The sequence below is a fragment of the Geodermatophilus sp. SYSU D00742 genome, from assembly GCF_054049935.1.
In genome coordinates, this window is sequence record NZ_JBJGYJ010000018.1 from 16,806 (window position 1) to 34,578 (window position 17,773).

General features: G+C 74.3%; 14 protein-coding genes. All 14 read left to right on the forward strand.

Going from position 1 to position 17,773, the window contains the following annotated elements; all coding sequences use genetic code 11:
- Positions 1-11: 11 nt before the first annotated feature.
- Positions 12-218, forward strand: coding sequence for a Trm112 family protein (locus tag ACI78V_RS13770; protein ID WP_456851605.1), 207 nt, complete (start codon positions 12-14; stop codon positions 216-218).
- A 73-nt stretch (positions 219-291) separates the two neighbouring features.
- On the forward strand, positions 292-1,437 hold the full coding sequence (locus tag ACI78V_RS13775; protein ID WP_456851607.1) for an SIS domain-containing protein: 1,146 nt from the start codon (positions 292-294) through the stop codon (positions 1,435-1,437).
- A gap of 99 nt (positions 1,438-1,536) precedes the next feature.
- Entirely contained in the window at positions 1,537-2,490 is a 954-nt protein-coding gene (locus tag ACI78V_RS13780; RefSeq protein ID WP_456851609.1) for a DUF808 domain-containing protein, read from the forward strand.
- Between the two features lie 22 nt (positions 2,491-2,512).
- Positions 2,513-4,255 carry a glycerol-3-phosphate dehydrogenase/oxidase gene (locus ACI78V_RS13785; protein ID WP_456851611.1) on the forward strand — a complete coding sequence of 581 codons (1,743 nt, stop codon included), beginning with the start codon at positions 2,513-2,515 and terminating at the stop codon, positions 4,253-4,255.
- A gap of 141 nt (positions 4,256-4,396) precedes the next feature.
- Positions 4,397-5,572, forward strand: a complete 1,176-nt coding sequence (gene manA, locus ACI78V_RS13790) for a mannose-6-phosphate isomerase, class I (protein WP_456851612.1) — start codon at positions 4,397-4,399, stop codon at positions 5,570-5,572.
- 68 nt (positions 5,573-5,640) lie between these two features.
- Positions 5,641-6,825 (forward strand): glycosyltransferase family 2 protein, encoded by a 1,185-nt coding sequence (locus tag ACI78V_RS13795; protein ID WP_456851616.1) that lies wholly within the window; start codon positions 5,641-5,643, stop codon positions 6,823-6,825.
- Complete coding sequence (locus ACI78V_RS13800) at positions 6,816-7,238, forward strand: GtrA family protein (protein WP_456851618.1); 423 nt, start codon at positions 6,816-6,818, stop codon at positions 7,236-7,238. Before ACI78V_RS13795 ends, ACI78V_RS13800 begins: the two co-directional genes overlap by 10 nt.
- Entirely contained in the window at positions 7,235-9,487 is a 2,253-nt protein-coding gene (locus ACI78V_RS13805) for a hypothetical protein (RefSeq protein ID WP_456851620.1), read from the forward strand. Before ACI78V_RS13800 ends, ACI78V_RS13805 begins: the two co-directional genes overlap by 4 nt.
- A 227-nt stretch (positions 9,488-9,714) precedes the next feature.
- Positions 9,715-11,511, forward strand: coding sequence for a glycosyltransferase (locus tag ACI78V_RS13810; protein WP_456851622.1), 1,797 nt, complete (start codon positions 9,715-9,717; stop codon positions 11,509-11,511).
- 100 nt (positions 11,512-11,611) lie between these two features.
- Positions 11,612-12,421 carry a class I SAM-dependent methyltransferase gene (locus ACI78V_RS13815; protein WP_456851624.1) on the forward strand — a complete coding sequence of 270 codons (810 nt, stop codon included), beginning with the start codon at positions 11,612-11,614 and terminating at the stop codon, positions 12,419-12,421.
- Between the two features lie 76 nt (positions 12,422-12,497).
- The gene (locus ACI78V_RS13820) at positions 12,498-13,403 is read left to right on the forward strand and encodes a GmrSD restriction endonuclease domain-containing protein (protein WP_456851626.1); all 906 of its coding nucleotides are present in this window, start codon (positions 12,498-12,500) and stop codon (positions 13,401-13,403) included.
- A 140-nt stretch (positions 13,404-13,543) separates the two neighbouring features.
- Positions 13,544-15,028 (forward strand): adenosylhomocysteinase, encoded by a 1,485-nt coding sequence (gene ahcY / locus ACI78V_RS13825; RefSeq protein WP_456851628.1) that lies wholly within the window; start codon positions 13,544-13,546, stop codon positions 15,026-15,028.
- A gap of 193 nt (positions 15,029-15,221) precedes the next feature.
- Positions 15,222-15,938: an MtrAB system response regulator MtrA gene (gene mtrA / locus ACI78V_RS13830; protein ID WP_456851630.1), complete on the forward strand. Its 717-nt coding sequence runs from the start codon at positions 15,222-15,224 to the stop codon at positions 15,936-15,938.
- Positions 15,939-15,993: 55 nt separating this feature from the next.
- Complete coding sequence (gene mtrB / locus ACI78V_RS13835) at positions 15,994-17,745, forward strand: MtrAB system histidine kinase MtrB (RefSeq protein ID WP_456851632.1); 1,752 nt, start codon at positions 15,994-15,996, stop codon at positions 17,743-17,745.
- Positions 17,746-17,773 lie beyond the last annotated feature (28 nt).

Genomic DNA, 17,773 nt, shown 5'->3' on the forward strand with positions numbered 1-17,773 from the left:
GGGGCCCCGGCGTGACGACCCCGACCGGCCCGCTGGGCCTGGACCCGGTCCTGCTGGAGATCCTCGCCTGTCCCGACACCCACCACAGCCCGCTGACGGTGGACGAGGCCGCCGGCGAGCTGCTGTGCACCACCTGCGACCGGGCCTTCCCGGTCCGCGACGGCATCCCGGTGCTCCTGCTCGACGAGGCGCGGCACCGGGGGACGGATCCGGCATGAGCGGGCACGCGAGCGCACGGCTGAGCAGCGCATCCCGGGGGACGCCTTCGACCGGCACCGGCGGGGCGGGCACGTGATCTCGCCCGAGCTGGCCGAGGAGGTCTTCGATGACCTGGCCGTGCTGCGCGCCCGCGACCCGCGGGGCCTGCTGCCGGCCGTGGCCGGGGCCGGCGCGCAGGTCCGGGAGACCGCGCGGCTGACCGAGGAGGCCGGCCTCGAACGGGTCACCGCGGGGGGACGTCCCCGCGGCCTGGTCATCGTGGCCCGGCGCGAGGGCGCGGTCGCCGCCTCGGTGCTGCGCGCGCTGCTCGGCCCGGCCAGCCCGGTCACGGTGGACGTCGTCCCCGGACCCGACCTGCCGGTGTGGACCGGCCCCAGCGACATCGCCGTCGTCGCCACCCGCACCGGCGCGGGCCGGTATGCGGTGACCCCGGCCTACGAGGCCGCCCGCCGCGGGGTGACCCTGCTGGGCATCGGCGCCGACGACGCCCCGCTGCGCGCGGCCTGCTCCACCGCCCGCGCCCCCTACGTCCCGCTGCCGCGCTCCCGGGTGCGGCACACCACGCTGTGGTCGCTGCTCACCCCGCTGCTCACCCTGGCGGTGGGCCTGGAGCTGCTGTCACCGGGCGCCGCCGACCTCGAGGCGGTCGCGGCGGCCCTCGACGAGGTCGCCGGTGAGTGCGGGCCGGCGCAGGAGTCCTTCGTGAACCCGGCCAAGACCCTGGCGCTGGAGCTGCTCGACGCGCTGCCCGTGATCGCCGCCGAGGGGACGCTGGCCGGCACGGCCGCCATCCGGATCGCCGACCAGCTGGCCACCCTGGCCGGCCTGCCGGCCACCACCTTCCGCATGCCCGACCAGCGGGTCGCGGCGTGCTCGGTGCTCCGCGGCCCGCTGGCACCGCAGGCGGGGGCCGACGACTTCTTCCGCGACCGCGCCGAGGACACCGGCCGGCGGCTGCGGCTGCTGACCATCCGGGACACCGAGGCCGGCGAGCACGACGGCGCCGGCGAGCGGGAACCCCGCTCGGCCCGGGAGGCGCTGCACGAGGCCCTGCGCACCGCGGCGACGTACAACGTCCCCGTGAGCGGTCTCGCCGAGCACGGGGACCCGGAGCGGTACGGGCGGCTGCCCCGACTCGCCCGGCAGCTGGCCGTGGCCGACTTCACCGCCGTCTACCTGGCGCTGGCACTGGACACCGAGAGGACGGCCCAGTCGTGACCGGGCAGCCGCCGGCCACGCTCCGCGTGCGCGTTGCGACGAGTCGGACCACCATCACCGAGACAGCACCCGAGTGCTGACTGACCGGAAGGACGTCCCGTGGCGGGTGGACTCGTAGCCCTGTTCGACGACGTGGCGCTGCTGGCGCGCACGGCCGCCGCCTCGGTGGACGACATCGGCGCCGCGGCCGGGCGGGCCAGTGTGAAGGCGGCCGGCGTCGTCGTCGACGACACCGCCGTCACCCCGCAGTACGTGCACGGCCTGGCTGCCCAACGCGAGCTGCCGATCATCCGGCGCATCGCCATGGGCTCGCTGCGCAACAAGCTGCTGGTCATCCTGCCCGCGGTCCTGCTGCTCAGCCAGTTCCTGCCGGTCCTGCTCACCCCGCTGCTGATGGTCGGCGGCGCCTACCTGTCCTACGAGGGCGCGGAGAAGGTCTGGCACAAGGTGCGCGGCCACTCCGAGGCCCACGCGGAGGGGGCGGAGGCGGCCCCGGACGAGAACACCATCGTGTCCGGAGCCGTCCGCACCGACTTCATCCTGTCGGCCGAGATCATGGTCATCGCGCTCAACGAGGTCGTGGACGAGCCGTTCCTGTCCCGGGCGGCGATCCTCGCGGTCGTCGCGCTCGGCATCACCGTCCTCGTGTACGGCGTCGTCGGCCTCATCGTGAAGATGGACGACGTGGGCCTGCACCTGTCGCAGCGCCCCCGCAAGGGTGTGGCCCGGCTCGGCCGCGGGCTGGTGAAGGGGATGCCGCGGTTGCTGACCGCGCTCACCGTCGTCGGGACCGCCGCGATGCTGTGGGTCGGCGGGCACATCCTGCTCGTGGGCAGCGACGAGCTCGGCCTCCACGTCCTGTACGGGGCGGTGCACCACCTGGAGGAGGTGGCGCACGAGGCCACCGGAGCCCTCGGAGGGGTCGTGGGCTGGCTGGTCAACACGCTCGGCAGCGCGCTCCTCGGGCTCGTCGTCGGCCTGCTGATCGTGCTCGTCATGAACCTGACGGTCCACCGGCGCAAGGCCCGCTCCGGCGGCGCGGCCCACGCCTGAGCGACCGGGGCACGCTGGGGGCATGGGTCGCACGCACCTGTCGCCGGAGCGCCGGCGCGCCGACCGTCAGGCCCTCACCGACGGCGTCGTCGACGTGCTCGTGGTCGGCGGTGGGGTGACCGGGGCCGGCGCCGCCCTGGACGCCGCCAGCCGGGGGCTGTCGGTGGGGCTGCTGGAGGCCCGCGACTGGGCGGCCGGCACCTCCAGCCGCTCCAGCAAGCTCATCCACGGCGGGCTGCGCTACCTCGAGCAGCTGGCCTTCCCGCTGGTGCGGGAGGCGCTGCACGAGCGCACCCGGCTGGTGCGGACGATCGCCCCGCACCTGGTCCGGCCGCTGCCGTTCCTCCTGCCGCTGACCGCACCGGCCTGGCAGCGGGCCTACTACGGCGCGGGGGTGGCGCTCTACGACGTCCTCAGCAGCGCGCTGGACGCCGAGCGCGTCGTCCCGACCCACCGGCACCTGTCCCGCCGGGCGACGCTGGCGGCCTTCCCGGCGCTCCGCCCCGACGCGGTGGTGGGTGCCGTCCGTTACTGGGACGCCCAGGTGGACGACGCCCGGCACACCCTCGCGGTCGTGCGGACGGCGGCCGGCTACGGCGCCCACGTGCTCTCCAGCGCGCGGGTGACCGGCCTGCTGCGCGACGGCGACGGAGCGCAGGCCCCGGTGGTCGGGGTGCGCGTGGCCGACCTGACCGACGGCTCGTCGTTCCCCGTGCGGGCCCGCAGCGTCGTGGCCGCCACCGGGGTGTGGAGCGACGACGTCGGCGCGATGCTCGGCACCTCGGCGCCGAGCCTGCGGGTCCGCGCCTCCAAGGGGGTGCACCTGGTGGTGCCGCGGTCGGCGATCGACGTCGGGGACGTGCCGGACGGCGAGCGCTCCGGGCTCATCCTGCGGACGCCGACGAGCGTGCTGTTCGTGATCCCGTGGGGCGCACAGTGGATCATCGGCACCACCGACACCCCGTGGAAGCTCGACCGCGACCACCCGGCGGCCAGCAGCGCCGACATCGCCTACCTCCTCGACCAGGCCAACCGGGTGCTCGGCAAGCCCGTCACCGCCGACCAGGTCGTCGGCGTGTACGCCGGGCTGCGGCCGCTGCTGGCCGGGGAGGCCGACCAGACCAGCCGCCTGTCGCGGGAGCACGCGGTCGTCACGCCCGTGCCCGGGCTGGTCCTCGTGGCCGGCGGCAAGTACACGACCTACCGGGTGATGGCGGCCGACGCCGTCGACGCCGCGACCGCCGGGCTGCCCGGCGTCCCCCCGTCCCGCACCGCGCACCTCCCGCTGGTGGGGGCACACCGGTGGCACGCCGTCCGGGACCGCGCCGGTGAGCTCGCCGCCGCCTCCGGCCTGCCCGAGGACGCCGTCGACCGGCTGCTGCACCGGCACGGGGACCGGGTGACCGAGGTGCTGGACCTGGTCCGCGCCGACCCGCCCCTGGGCCGTCCGCTGCCCGGGGCACCGGCCCACCTGGCCGCCGAGGTCGTGCACGCGGTGACCGCCGAAGGGGCCCTGCACCTGGACGACGTGCTGACCCGGCGCACCCGGGTGTCGATCGCCACACCCCACCGGGGCACCGAGTCCGCCCCGGCGGTCGCCGAGCTGATGGCCGGGCCGCTGGGCTGGGACGCCGAGCGCATCGCCCGGGAGGTCGCGCACTACGGCGCCCGGGTGGCCGCCGAGCGGGAGTCGCAGCGGATGCCCGACGACCGCACCGCCGACGCCGCGCGGCTGGGTGCGCCCGACGTGCGTTCCGCCGTCTGAGGGAGGCCCCTCCTGGGTGCGCCTCGGGTCGTGGGGTCCTGGTGACCCGTAGGAGGGAAGGCGTGCAGGGGAGTACCCCATCCGGTACGCCGGCGTCCCACTATGACCGGTGTGCTCGACTCGCCAGTAACCTCGTCCGTGATGTGGCAGCTCACCAGCGCGGTCCGCTTCTACCCGTGGGGCAGCCGCACCGTGATCCCGGAGCTGCTCGGGCAGCCGAGCCCCGCCCGGCTCCCGCACGCGGAGCTGTGGATGGGCGCGCACCCCGACGAGCCGAGCGTGCTGGCCGACGGGCGGTCGCTGGACCGGGCCATCGCCGAGGAGCCGGAGCGGCTGCTGGGGCCGCAGGTCGTCGAGCGGTTCGGGCCGCGGCTGCCGTTCCTCATGAAGGTCCTCGCCGCCGACGCCCCGCTGTCGCTGCAGGCGCACCCGACGATGGAGCAGGCCGCGGCCGGGTTCGCCGCCGAGGAGGCCGCCGGGGTCCCGCACGACGACCCGACGCGGACGTTCAAGGACCCCTGGCACAAGCCCGAGCTGCTGCTCGCCCTCACCACCTTCGAGGCGCTGTGCGGGTTCCGGCCGGTCGAGGAGTCGCTGCACTGCCTGGCCAAGCTGCAGCTGCCCGAGCTCAAGCCGACGATCGCCGCACTGGCGCGCGGTGGGCTGCGGGCGGCGATCCCGCAGCTGCTCGCCCTCTCCGGCCGGCGCCGAACCTCCCTCGTCGGGGCCGTCGCGGAAGCCGCCGCCCGCTTCGTGGCCGCCCACGACCCGGAGTTCATCAACACCTACCGCTGGGCCGCGACGCTGGCCGAGACCTACCCGGGTGACCCGGGCGTCGTCATCTCACTGATGTGCAACCACCTGAAGCTGGCGCCGGGGGAGGCGGTGTTCCTGCCCGCGGGGAACCTGCACGCCTACCTCAGCGGGGCCGGGGTGGAGGTCATGGCCTGCTCCGACAACGTGCTGCGCGGCGGCCTGACCGCCAAGCACGTCGACCTGGCGGCCCTCATCGAGGTGCTCGACTTCCGGGACGGGCGGGTGCCGGTCATCCACCCCGTCCTCGGTCCGGGCGGGCTGCGCTACCCGGTGCCGGTGGAGGACTTCGACCTCACCCGCGTCCAGCTCGACGACGAGGTCGGCATCCTCACCACGCGTGGTCCCCAGGTGCTGCTGTGCACCGACGGCCGCGCGGTGCTGGCCGCGGCCGACGGCGAACTGGTGCTGGAGAAGGGCAGGTCGGCGTTCGTCCCCGCCGGGGAGCCGATCAGCGCGCGCGGGCCGGCGGTGCTCTACCGCGCCACCACGCACCTGCGCTGACCCCGCCGGACGCACACCCGCGCGGGGGCCGCCTGCACGCCGGCCCTGGTTCCGGGAGGATGGTCGACATGTTGCTGTCCGTCGTCGTGCCGTGCCACAACGAGGAGCGCGTGCTCCCGGAACTGGTGAGCCAGGTCCGCGCGGCGGTGGAGCCCACGGCCGTCGACCTCGAGATCGTCCTGGTCGACGACGGCAGCCGGGACCGGACGGTCGAGGTCCTCCGCCAGCTCAGCGCCGACGACCGGCGGGTGCGCTACGTGTCGCTGAGCCGGAACTTCGGCAAGGAGTCGGCGATGCTCGCCGGCCTGGCCTACGCCCGCGGCGACGCGGTCGTGATCATGGACGCCGACCTGCAGCACCCCCCGCGGCTGATCGTGGACATGCTCGAGCTGCACCACCAGGGCTACGACCAGGTCGTGGCCCGCCGGACCCGGGACGGCGACGCGGTCGGCCGCACGCTGCTCTCGCGGTCGTACTACCGGCTGGTGAACTCCCTCGTCGAGGTCCGCATCGAGGACGGCGTCGGCGACTTCCGGCTGCTCAGCAGGCGCGCGGTCGACGCGCTGCTCCAGCTCGGCGAGTACAACCGCTTCTCCAAGGGCCTGTTCGCCTGGATCGGGTTCCCGACCGCCACGATCGACTACCGCAACGAGTCCCGCTACGGCGGCGACGCCAGCCGCTGGACGCTGCGCCGGCTGCTCAACTACGGCATCGACGGGGTGATGTCGTTCAACAACGCCCCGCTGCGGCTGGCCATCTACGTGGGCCTCGTGGTGACCGCACTGGCGTTCGCCTACACCGCGTTCCTGGTGGTCGCGGCCATCGTCGACGGCGTCACCGTGCCCGGGTACATCACGCTGGTGGCCGCGGTCATCGGCCTCGGCGGGCTCCAGTTGCTCTTCCTCGGGGTGATCGGGGAGTACGTCGGCCGCATCTACTACGAGTCCAAGCAGCGGCCCCACTTCCTCGTCGCCGAGTCGAGCGAGAACCACGCGCCCACGGTCACGCCGCGGCGGACCCGCGCCCCTGCGCGCAGCACGGTCGTGATGGGCAACTACGTCGCCGCGGACGGCCTCACCGACGGCGCCGCACGTCGCCCACCCGTGCACGCCGCCGCACAGGCCCCGCAGGAGGCGGCCGGGCCGCAGCCGGTGCACCGCAGAGGACGCGCCGGTGGTCCGCACGCCCCGGGGACGCGGCCGGCGGGCGAGGGGCCGGCCGCCGTCCCGGGGGACGCCGCACCGTGGGCGTGATCCCCGCCCGCCTGCGTCCCGTCGCCCGTTTCGCCGTCGTCGGTGTCGTCAACACCGGCGTCTACTACGGCACCTACCTGCTGCTGCGCACCGTCGTGCACTACCTGGCCGCCCACCTGGTGGCGATCGCGGTGGCGATGGTCGTGTCCTTCTTCCTCAACTGCTACTGGACCTTCCACACCCGCCCGACCTGGCGGAAGTTCGCCCTGTTCCCGCTGACCAACGCCACGAACTACGTGATGACGACGGTGGGCGTCGTGGCGCTGGTCGAGTGGTTGAGGATGGACGAGCGCATCGCCCCGCTGGTGGCCGCGGCCGCCGCCATCCCGGTGACCTACCTGCTCTCCCGGCGGGTGCTGGCCGGCCGGCCGGCGGTGCCCGTGGGCGCGGCGCCGGGGGAGGGCGGCAGGTGACCGCGGGTACGCACGAGCAGCCGGCGCCCGTGGTGGCCCCCGAGGCCGCGGCGCCGACGGTCGGCCCCCCGGCACCGCGGCGGCGCCGACGGCTGCCCGAGTGGCTGGTGACGCTCGGTGTCGGCGCGGTGGTGTGGGCGCTGGGGGTCGTCCCGCAGTGGCGGGGGGACTTCTTCTACTACGTGGGCGACCAGCACGAGCAGTTCGCCCCGCTGTGGCACGTGTTCGGCCAGCAGCTGCGCGCCGGCCGGTGGCCGGCCATGGACCCGGCGGGCTGGGCGGGCGGCAACTACGCAGCCGAGGCGCTGACCGGCGTCTGGAACCCGGTCAACCTGCTCAACTTCGTGCTCGTCTCCACCTTCGACAACCTGTCGATCGCCGCGTTCGTCGTCATGGTCGAGTTCCTCGGCGTGCTGGCCATGGGCGTGTTCCTGCTCGCCCGCGGCTACGGCGCGGCCCGCTGGCCGGCGGCCGTCGTCGCGACCGCACTGCCCGTGGCCGGCTTCACCCTCTGGTACGAGGCCTCCGGCTGGCCGGCCGGGCTCATGGCGTTCACCTGGGTGACGCACTTCTGGTGGTCCGCGCACCGGCTGGTCCGCGGCCGGCTCAGCCCGGTCGTCCCGTTCGTCTTCGGGTACCTGGCGGTCACCACCGGCAACCCCTACGGCCCCCTCGGGCTGGCGGTCGTGGTGGCGGCCCTCGGCCTCGACCTGGTGCTCCGCCGTCAGTGGGGCCGGCTGGCCCACCTGGCCGTGGTGGGGGCCTGCGTCGGGACGGTGGCCCTGCTGGTGTTCCTGCCACTGCTGGGTGCCGGCCCGGTGTCCTCGCGGGAGGAGCTGGCCGACGTCGTCAACGACACCTTCCTCGTGCCCGACCTCGGGGACCTCGTCGCGGCCAGCTCCCCGAGCTACCTGCCGTCGATCACCAACTGGAACGGCGCACTGCTCGAGACCGTCCCGTCCACCTACCTCGCCTGGTTCGTCCTGCCGCTGCTGCCGTGGCTGCGCTGGGACCGGCTGCGGCGCCGCGCCCGCTCGCTGGTCAGCGTGTTCGTCGTGGCGGGGTGGTACCTCCTGGCCACGCTGGGCCCGTCGAACCTCTGGCTCTTCCGTTGGCCCGTCCGCCTGGTCCAGTACCTGTGGCTGCCGGTCCTGGTGCTCTTCGCCGTCGTCCTGACCGCCGGGCTGGCCACCGACGCGGTCCGCCGCCGGGCGGTGGTCAGCGGGGCGCTGGTCGTCGTCGGCTACTACCTGGCGTGGGCGGTGCAGCCGGCCGACCTCGGCGCGGTCCACCTGACGGCCCTGGTGCTCGTGGGCGGCCTGACCGTGCTCGCCGTGCTGGCCGGCCGCCGGCGCGGCCTGCCGGCGCTGGGCGCCGTGGTCGTCCTCGGCACGGCGTGCGTGCTCACCTTCCAGACCAGCGTGCTGCCTCCCACCCTGGAGGGCAGCGGCCCTCCGCCGACCCGGCCCGCCTACGACCTGTCGTCGGTGGCCGAGGGCATGTCCGCCTACGAGGGCACGGTGCTGCAGCTGGCCGCCCTGGCCGGCGTGACGACCGAGCAGATGCGGGACGGCGAGATCGTCTTCGGCAACCTCCCGCGGGCGACCGGCGTGCCGACCGTGACCAGCTACAGCGGCATCGGGTTCCGCGAGTTCACCACCGAGCTGTGCATGGACTACCGGGGGGCGGTCTGCCCGGAGGCGTTCGACCGGGTCTGGCAGCCGGCCGGGCCGGGGTACGACGTGCCGCTGGTCGACGCGATGGAGGTGTCGACGCTGGTCGTGCAGCGGTCGCTGCGGCCGGAGGTCGCCACCCTCGAGCCACCGCCGGGGTGGCGGGTCGCGCTGGAGACGCCGGTGCGGGTGGTGTGGGTCCGCGACCAGCCGCTGGACGACGAGGGGCGGGTGTCCTGGGCCCCGCCGGGCACCGAGGTCCTCGCCGACTCCGCCACGGCCGGGCGCGAGGAGGTCCGCTACCGCGCCGCGGAGCCCGGTCGCCTCCTGTTCGCCCGCCTGGCCTGGCCGGGCTACACCGCCACCGTCGACGGCCGGCCGGCCGAGGTGGTCGACGGTCCGGCCGGCCTCCTGGCGGTCGAGGTGCCGGCGGGGGAGCACTCGCTGGTGCTGGAGTACCGGGCCCCGGGGCTGCGAGCCGGCGCCCTCGCCGCCGCGGCCGCGGCCCTGGTGGTGCTCGGCCAGTCCGTCGTCTGGTCGTGGGGCCGGTACCGGCGCCGCCGATCCCGTGCGTGACGATTTGGGGACACAGCGCCACACCTGACCGGTACGGCGCGCCGCCGGCGGGTGAAGTGGCTGCTGGAGCCGTCCATCTCGGGCCCGGTGGCAACCGCCCCGGTTACGGTCGGGCGCAGCTGATCACCGCTCGACGGGAGTACCCGCTTCTCATGGTCCTTTCGACCCCCACAACCGTGTCCCAGACGCGTGCACCGGCCGCGGCCCCGGTGGGCGAACGTCTGCTGGTGCAGCGCACCCTGTTCGCCGGGCTGTTCCCCGAGGCTCCGGGCGACCTCTACAGCGTGGCGGCCCAGGGCGCGGCGGTGCGCGAGCGCGACCGCGTCGTCCTCGACGCCCATGCCGTCGTCTCGACCAACACCTACTTCGGCCGGTTCCCCGCCTCCTACTGGCAGCGCTGGACCTCGGCCGACCGCGTCGAGATCACCCTGGTCGCCAGCGGCTCCGGTCTGGTCCGCGTCCTGGCCTCCGACAGCAAGGGCGTGTCCCGGACGGTGGCCACCGCCCGGGTGACCGAGGCGGAGACCGAGCACGTGCGCCTGTCCGCGGCCATCGACCGGTTCGTCGACGGCGGCGCGCTGTGGCTGGAGTTCGAGACCGCCGCCGCCCCGCTGACCGTCACGCAGGTGCGGTGGACCGTCCCGGCCGTCCGGCGCCGGCGCGCCACGGCCGTGGTGATCTGCACCTACAACCGGGCCGACGACTGCATCGCCACCCTGCAGACCCTCGCCTCCGACGTCGAGGTGGCCTCGGGGCTGAGCGCGGTCTACGTGATCGACCAGGGCACCGACACCGTCGACTCCCGGGAGGCGTTCCCGCAGGTGCAGGAGGCCCTGGGGTCGGCCCTGCGCTACGTGCGGCAGCCGAACCTCGGCGGCGCGGGCGGCTTCACCCGGGGCATCTACGAGGCGGTCCGCAACGAGACCGTCGACCGGGTCAACCTGCTGCTGATGGACGACGACATCCGTCTCGAGCCGGACACGGCGGTGCGCCTCACCGGCCTGGCCGACGCCGCCACCAAGCCCGTCCTCGTCGGCGGTCAGATGCTCAACCTGTTCCACCCCGACCGGCTGCACGTCGGTGCCGAGTCCGCGGACCTGGACATCCTGCGGGCGGGGCTGCCGGTCCCCGATGCGCTGACCAACGCCGACGTCACCGAGGAGCGGCAGGAGGTCCGGGTCGACGCGGCCTACAACGCGTGGTGGACGTGTCTGATCCCCTCCGAGGTGGTCTCGGCGGTCGGCTACCCGCTGCCGGTCTTCTTCCAGTGGGACGACATCGAGTTCGGCCTGCGGGCGCGGGCGGCCGGCTTCCCGACCGTGACCCTGCCCGGAGCGGGTGTCTGGCACGCCGACTTCGCCTGGAAGAACTGGGACGACTGGTCGCGCTACTTCAGCTTCCGCAACTCGCTGATCACCAGCGCCCTGCACGGGGACTTCGACCGCACGCGCATCGTCGAGCACCTGGCGCGGCAGCTGGCCAACTACCTCGTGTCGATGCGCTACGGGCTCGCGGTGCTGATGCTGAAGGCGGTCGAGGACTTCCTGCGCGGCCCGGAGGTGCTCGCCGACGGTGGCGCCTCGGTGTCGCGGGAGATCCGCACGCTGTGGTCGTCGCACCCGGAGACGAAGAACCACCCCGCCTCGGCGGTGCCCGGCGTGGAGGCCGACACGGTGGAGCGCACCGTCCCGGCGGGGACGCCGTCCATGCCCAAGTCGGTGCTGGTCAAGCGCGTCGTCTGGCAGCTGCTCGGCAAGGCGAAGGGCAAGGCCGCCATCTCCGACGCCGACGCCCACTGGTGGCACGTGTCGCTGTTCGAGACCGCCGTGGTGACCGACCCCTCGCAGGAGGGCGTGCGGGTGCGCCGCTACGACCGTCAGCTGATGCGCGACCTCAGCCGGCGTGGCGCGGCGGTGCTCTGGCGGTTGACGCGTGAGGGCGAGCGGGCCCGGGACCAGTGGCGGGCCGGCGTCCCCGAGCTGACGTCCCGCGCGACCTGGGGCCGGCTGTTCGACAGCCCGTGACCGGGCAGGCGGGCGGCCCGGCGTGGGCCGGGACCCGCTAGGTTCGCCGGCAGGTCCGGCGCCGGCCCGGGGGCGGCCGCCGGGGGGAGAAGGCGGGCGCATGTCGCGAGGACGACGGGAGCAGGAGCGGAGCAGGGTCACCCAGGCGGTCCGGCGGTGGCTGGTGCGGACGGTGGTCGCGCCCGCCGAGGCCCGGCTGGCGCGGGTGGTCCGGGAGGTCGTCGCCACCGAGGTGGACCGGGCGATCAGCGCCGTCCACGAGGTGGAGTTCCGCTCACGCCGCGACCTGCTCGCCGCGGGGGAGCGGGATGCCGCCGTGGGGTCGGCGCGGTTCGCCGCGCGGGCGATGCCGACGGCCCGCGCCTTCCACGACCGGGAGAGCACCCTCGAGTACGGGGTGCAGATCGCGCCGCACGGCGGGCTGGCCCTGGAGTTCGGCGTCTTCGAGGGGAGGTCGCTGGAGGTCATCGCGCGGGAGCGGGGACGCCGCGACGTCTTCGGCTTCGACTCCTTCAAGGGCCTGCCCGAGGACTACCGGCCGCACGTGCGTGCCGGTGCCTTCGCGGTGGGCGGGCTGCCCGACGTGGCCGGCGCGGAGCTGGTGGTGGGCTGGTTCGAGGACACCCTGCCCCGGTTCCTGGCCGAGCACCCCGGTCCCGTCGACCTCGTGCACGTCGACGGCGACCTCTACTCCTCGGCGGTGACCGTGCTCGACCTCGTCGGTCCGCGGCTGGTCGCCGGGTCGGTGCTGGTCTTCGACGAGTTCTTCAACTTCCCCGGCTGGGAGCAGCACGAGTTCCGGGCCTGGCAGGAGTGGCTGCACCGCACCGGCGCGCAGGTGGTGTACGAGGCCTACACCTCCAACAACGAGCAGGTCGTCGTCCGCATCACCGACCCCGGGAGGTCGTGACCCGGGCGTGGCGTCCCCGCGGTCGCGGGGCGGCAGGCCTAGCGTCGGGTGCGTCGCTTCCGCGCCGGGGAGGCCCGTGACCGTCCGCACCACCGCAGCGCCGCGCCGGCTCCGCGCCGGCGTGCGCTCGACCCTGGCCGGGCTCGCCCTCGCCGGGGTCCTCGGCGGGTGCGAGCTGCTCGCGCCGGACGCCGGCGGACCGCCCAGCGGCGTCCTCTCCGACGCCGCCGCGCAGGAGGCGATCGCCGGTGCCCCGCCGGGCTCGGCCCTCGCCGTCCTCGGCGAGCTGGAGGTGAAGGGCCGTGCACCGAGCACGGGGTACGAGCGGGACCGGTTCGGCGACGGTTGGGTCGACGTCGACCGCAACGGCTGCGACACCCGCAACGACGTGCTGGCCCGTGACCTGACCGGCGAGACGTTCCGGCCGGGCACCGGCGACTGCGTCGTCCTCACCGGCACCCTCGCCGACCCGTACTCGGGGCGCACCATCGAGTTCCGGCGCGGCGAGGACACCAGCGACGACGTGCAGATCGACCACGTGGTGGCGCTGTCGGACGCCTGGCAGAAGGGCGCGCAGGGCTGGGACGCCGAGCGGCGCACCGCCTTCGCCAACGACCCGCTGAACCTGCTCGCCGTCGACGGCCCGCTCAACATGCAGAAGGGGGACGGGGACGCGGCGACCTGGCTGCCGCCCAACCGCTCCTACCGGTGTGCCTACGTGGCCCGGCAGGTCGCGGTGAAGGCCGGGTACGGGCTCTGGATGACCCGGGCCGAGCGCAACGCCGCGGCCACCGTGCTCTCCGGCTGCCCCGCCGAGCCGCTGCCCGGCGGCGGGGGAGCACCCGCGTCGGCGCCCCCGGCGGAGGTGACGTACGCCGACTGCGGCGCGGTGCGCGCGGCCGGGGCGGCGCCCATCCACCGGGGCGAGCCGGGCTGGCGGGACGCCTTCGACGGCGACGGGGACGGCGTCGGCTGCGAGTGACCTGCTCGCCGTCCGCGTACCCTGGACGACGGCACGAGCCCCGCCGAAGCCTCGGCATGCTCGCTCTCCCTGCCCGTGCGCGGGGATCGCAGCGAACACGCATGGCCCGGCCGGGTGGCCGGGCCGGAACCTGGAGCGACATGACTGCCTCGACCGGCACCCGCGTACTGACCGACGGCGACTTCAAGGTCGCCGACCTCTCCCTCGCCGGCTTCGGCCGCAAGGAGATCACCCTCGCCGAGCACGAGATGCCCGGCCTGATGGCGCTGCGCGCCGAGTACGGCGACCAGCAGCCGCTGGCCGGCGCCCGCATCGCCGGCTCGCTGCACATGACCGTGCAGACCGCCGTCCTCATCGAGACGCTCACCGCGCTGGGCGCCGACGTCCGCTGGGTGAGCTGCAACATCTTCTCCACCCAGGACCACGCGGCCGCCGCGATCGTCGTGGGCGACGGCACCGCCGAGGAGCCCACCGGCGTCCCGGTGTTCGCCTGGAAGGGCGAGACGCTGGAGGAGTACTGGTGGTGCACCCAGCGCCTGTTCGAGTTCCGCGACGAGGCCGGTGAGGTCGTCGGCCCCAACATGCTCCTGGACGACGGCGGCGACGCCACCCTCCTGGTGCACCTGGGCACCCGCTTCGAGGCCGACGGCGTCGTCCCGGACACCACCGAGGCCGACTCGGAGGAGTACGGCGTCATCCTCGACGTCCTGCGCGGCACGCTCGCCCAGGACGGGCAGTACTGGACCCGCATCGGCCAGGGCATCGCCGGTGTCACCGAGGAGACCACGACCGGCGTCATGCGCCTGTACGAGCTCGCCCGCGAGGGCCGGCTGCTGTTCCCGGCGATCAACGTCAACGACTCGGTCACCAAGAGCAAGTTCGACAACCTCTACGGCTGCCGGCACTCGCTCATCGACGGGATCAACCGCGCCACCGACGTCATGATCGGCGGCAAGGTGGCCGTGGTGTGCGGCTACGGCGACGTGGGCAAGGGCTGCGCCGAGTCGCTGCGCGGGCAGGGCGCCCGGGTGATCGTCACCGAGATCGACCCCATCTGCGCGCTGCAGGCGGCGATGCACGGCTACGAGGTGACCACGCTGGACGAGGTCATCGGCAAGGCCGACATCATCATCACGGCCACCGGCAACAAGGACATCATCACCGCCGAGCAGCTCGGTCGGACCAAGCACCAGGCGATCGTCGGCAACATCGGTCACTTCGACAACGAGATCGACATCGCCGGCCTGGCCCGCACCCCGGGCATCGAGCGGACCACCATCAAGCCGCAGGTCGACGAGTGGCGGTTCGCCGACGGCCACACGATCATCGTGCTCTCCGAGGGCCGGCTGCTGAACCTGGGCAACGCCACCGGCCACCCCAGCTTCGTCATGAGCGCCTCGTTCTCCAACCAGGTGCTGGCCCAGATCGAGCTGTGGACCAACCGGGCCGCCTACGAGGGCCAGGCGCCCGGCGTGACCGTGCTGCCCAAGAAGCTCGACGAGCACGTGGCGCGGCTGCACCTCGACGCGCTCGGCGTGAAGCTCACCGAGCTGAGCAAGGTGCAGGCCGACTACATCGGCGTGCCGGTCGAGGGCCCGTTCAAGTCCGACCACTACCGCTACTGAGCGGACTCCGCTGCTCCCACCCTCCGCAGGCTCAGGGTGGGTCCGTGCAGCGGGGCCGCCCTCCCGGGGTGCTCTCGCACGCTCGAGCACGCCGCGGCAGGGCCGTACCACTGCGACCGGGTGACACCCGTGGGACACCCGTCCGGAGCACCTCCGGGCGGGTGTCCCCGCTTTTCCGCGCGGTCAGCGCAGAATGGGCGCCGTGCCACCCACCGCTCCCCAGAACGGCTCCAGCCGCGGCCGCGTCCTCGTCGTCGACGACGACGCCGCCCTCGCCGAGATGCTCGGCATCGTGCTGCGACGCGAGGGCTACGAACCGGCCTTCGTCTCCGACGGCAACCGCGCGGTGGGCGTGTTCCAGCAGACCCGCCCCGACATCGTGCTGCTGGACCTCATGCTGCCCGGCCGCAACGGACTGCAGATCTGCCAGGACATCCGCACCCAGTCGACGGTGCCCATCGTCATGCTCACCGCGAAGGGCGACACGATCGACGTCGTCCAGGGGCTCGAGGCCGGTGCCGACGACTACGTCACCAAGCCGTTCAAGCCCGTCGAGCTGGTCGCGCGGGTCCGCGCCCAGCTGCGCCGCGGCGAGACCGGTCAGGCGGAGAGCCTCAGCATCGGCGACGTCCAGATCGACGTGCCGGCCCACCAGGTCACCCGGGACGGCGTCCCCATCGCGCTGACCCCGCTGGAGTTCGACCTGCTGGTGGCCCTGGCCCGCAAGCCGCGCCAGGTGTTCACCCGCGAGCTGCTGCTCGAGCAGGTGTGGGGCTACCGGCACGCGGCCGACACCCGGTTGGTCAACGTCCACGTGCAGCGGCTGCGCGCCAAGATCGAGCGTGACCCGGAGAAGCCGGAGATCGTGCTGACCGTGCGGGGGGTCGGCTACAAGGCAGGCCCACCGTGAGTCGGGCCGGCCGCAGGTCCGGACCGACCGGCACGGTGACCCGGCCCCACCGACCGTGAGCACGACCCGGCCGGCGACCGACGCCGTCCCGGCAGCGCTGGCCGACGACGCGCCGTCGTCGTCCTCCACCGGCGTGGTGACCCCGTCGTCGGCCGCGCCGCGCCGTCCGCGCCGGTCCGACCTCAGCGCGGCGCGCCGGGGGCTGCGCCGCCGCGTCGTCCGGGTCCGGGTGCTGGCGCGCCGGACCTCTGCCCGGGCGCTGCACGCCTGGCGGTCGTCGCTGCACGTGCGGGTCGGCGCGATCACCATGCTGGTCGCCGGCACGGTCGTGGTGATCGTGAGCATGGTGCTGTTCAGCCAGATCCGCGACCAGCTGCTGTCGGTGAAGCGGCAGGCCGCGGTGGACCAGGCCCAGTCCGGGGTGCTCTACGCGCAGACCGAGGTGGCCGGCATCGCGACCGGTGATGCCGCCAGCGTCCGGTCCACGCTCGACCGGACGGTCAAGCAGCTGATGGAGCGCGGCAGCCCGGCCGGTGACTTCGACGTCGTGATGGTGCACCGCAGCGGGGACACCGAGCGCAGCGCGACCAGCCGCCGCTACGTGTACCCCGCCATCCCGGCCGACCTGCGCGCCGACGTGGCCTCGGGCGGCCAGTTCTCGCAGTACGCGATGGTCCCGGACGCCGCTGCCGAGCCGCGGCCCACGCTGCTCATCGGCGCACCGGTGTCCACCGACACCTCGGCGACCGAGCGTATCGAGCTGTACTACGCGTTCCCGCTCGACCAGGAGGCGGAGAGCCTGTCGCTGATCCGCAGCACCGTGGTGATCAGCGGCATCGCGCTCACGCTGTTCGTCGTCGGCATCGGTGTGCTGGTCACCCGGCTCGTGGTCGACCCGGTGCGCCGCGCCGCCGGTACCGCGCAGCGGCTGGCCGAGGGGCAGCTGGAGGAGCGGATGACCGTGCGCGGCGAGGACGACCTCGCCCGCCTGGCGACGAGCTTCAACGCGATGGCCGACAGCCTGCAGCGGCAGATCACCCAGCTGGAGGGGCTCTCCCAGCTGCAGCAGCGGTTCACCTCCGACGTGTCGCACGAGCTGCGGACGCCGCTGACCACGGTGCAGATGGCCGCCGAGATCCTCTACGAGTCGCGGGCGGACTTCCCCGCGCACGTGGCCCGTTCCGCGGAGCTGCTGCACACCGAGCTGGACCGGTTCGAGGCGCTGCTGACCGACCTGCTGGAGATCAGCCGCTACGACGCCGGCGCCGCCGTCCTCGACTGGGAGCCCACCGACCTCGGCGCCCTGGTGGGGCGGGTGGCGGCCGGGATGTCGGCCCTGGCCCAGCGACACGGCTGCGAGCTGACCGTCACCGGTCCCGGGCAGGACGTCATCGCCGAGGTCGACGCCCGACGGGTGGAGCGGATCCTGCGCAACCTGGTGGGCAACGCCATCGAGCACGGTGCCGGCAAGCCGGTGGAGATCACCTGGGCGGCCAACCGGACGGCGGCGGCGGTCACGGTCCGCGACCACGGGGTGGGGCTGTCCTCGGCGGAGGCCCAGCACGTCTTCGACCGGTTCTGGCGGGCCGACCCGTCCCGGGTGCGCACGGTGGGCGGCAGCGGGCTGGGGTTGTCGATCAGCCTGGAGGACGCCCGTCTGCACGGCGGCTGGCTGCAGGTGTGGGGCCAGCCCGGCGCCGGCGCGCAGTTCCGCCTGACGCTCCCGCTGTCGGCCGGGTCGGACCTGACCAGCTCGCCCCTCCCGCTGCGTCCGGCGATAGTCCGCCGTCCGGGGGCGGCTCGGTGACGCGCTCCACGCCACATCGGGGGAGGGC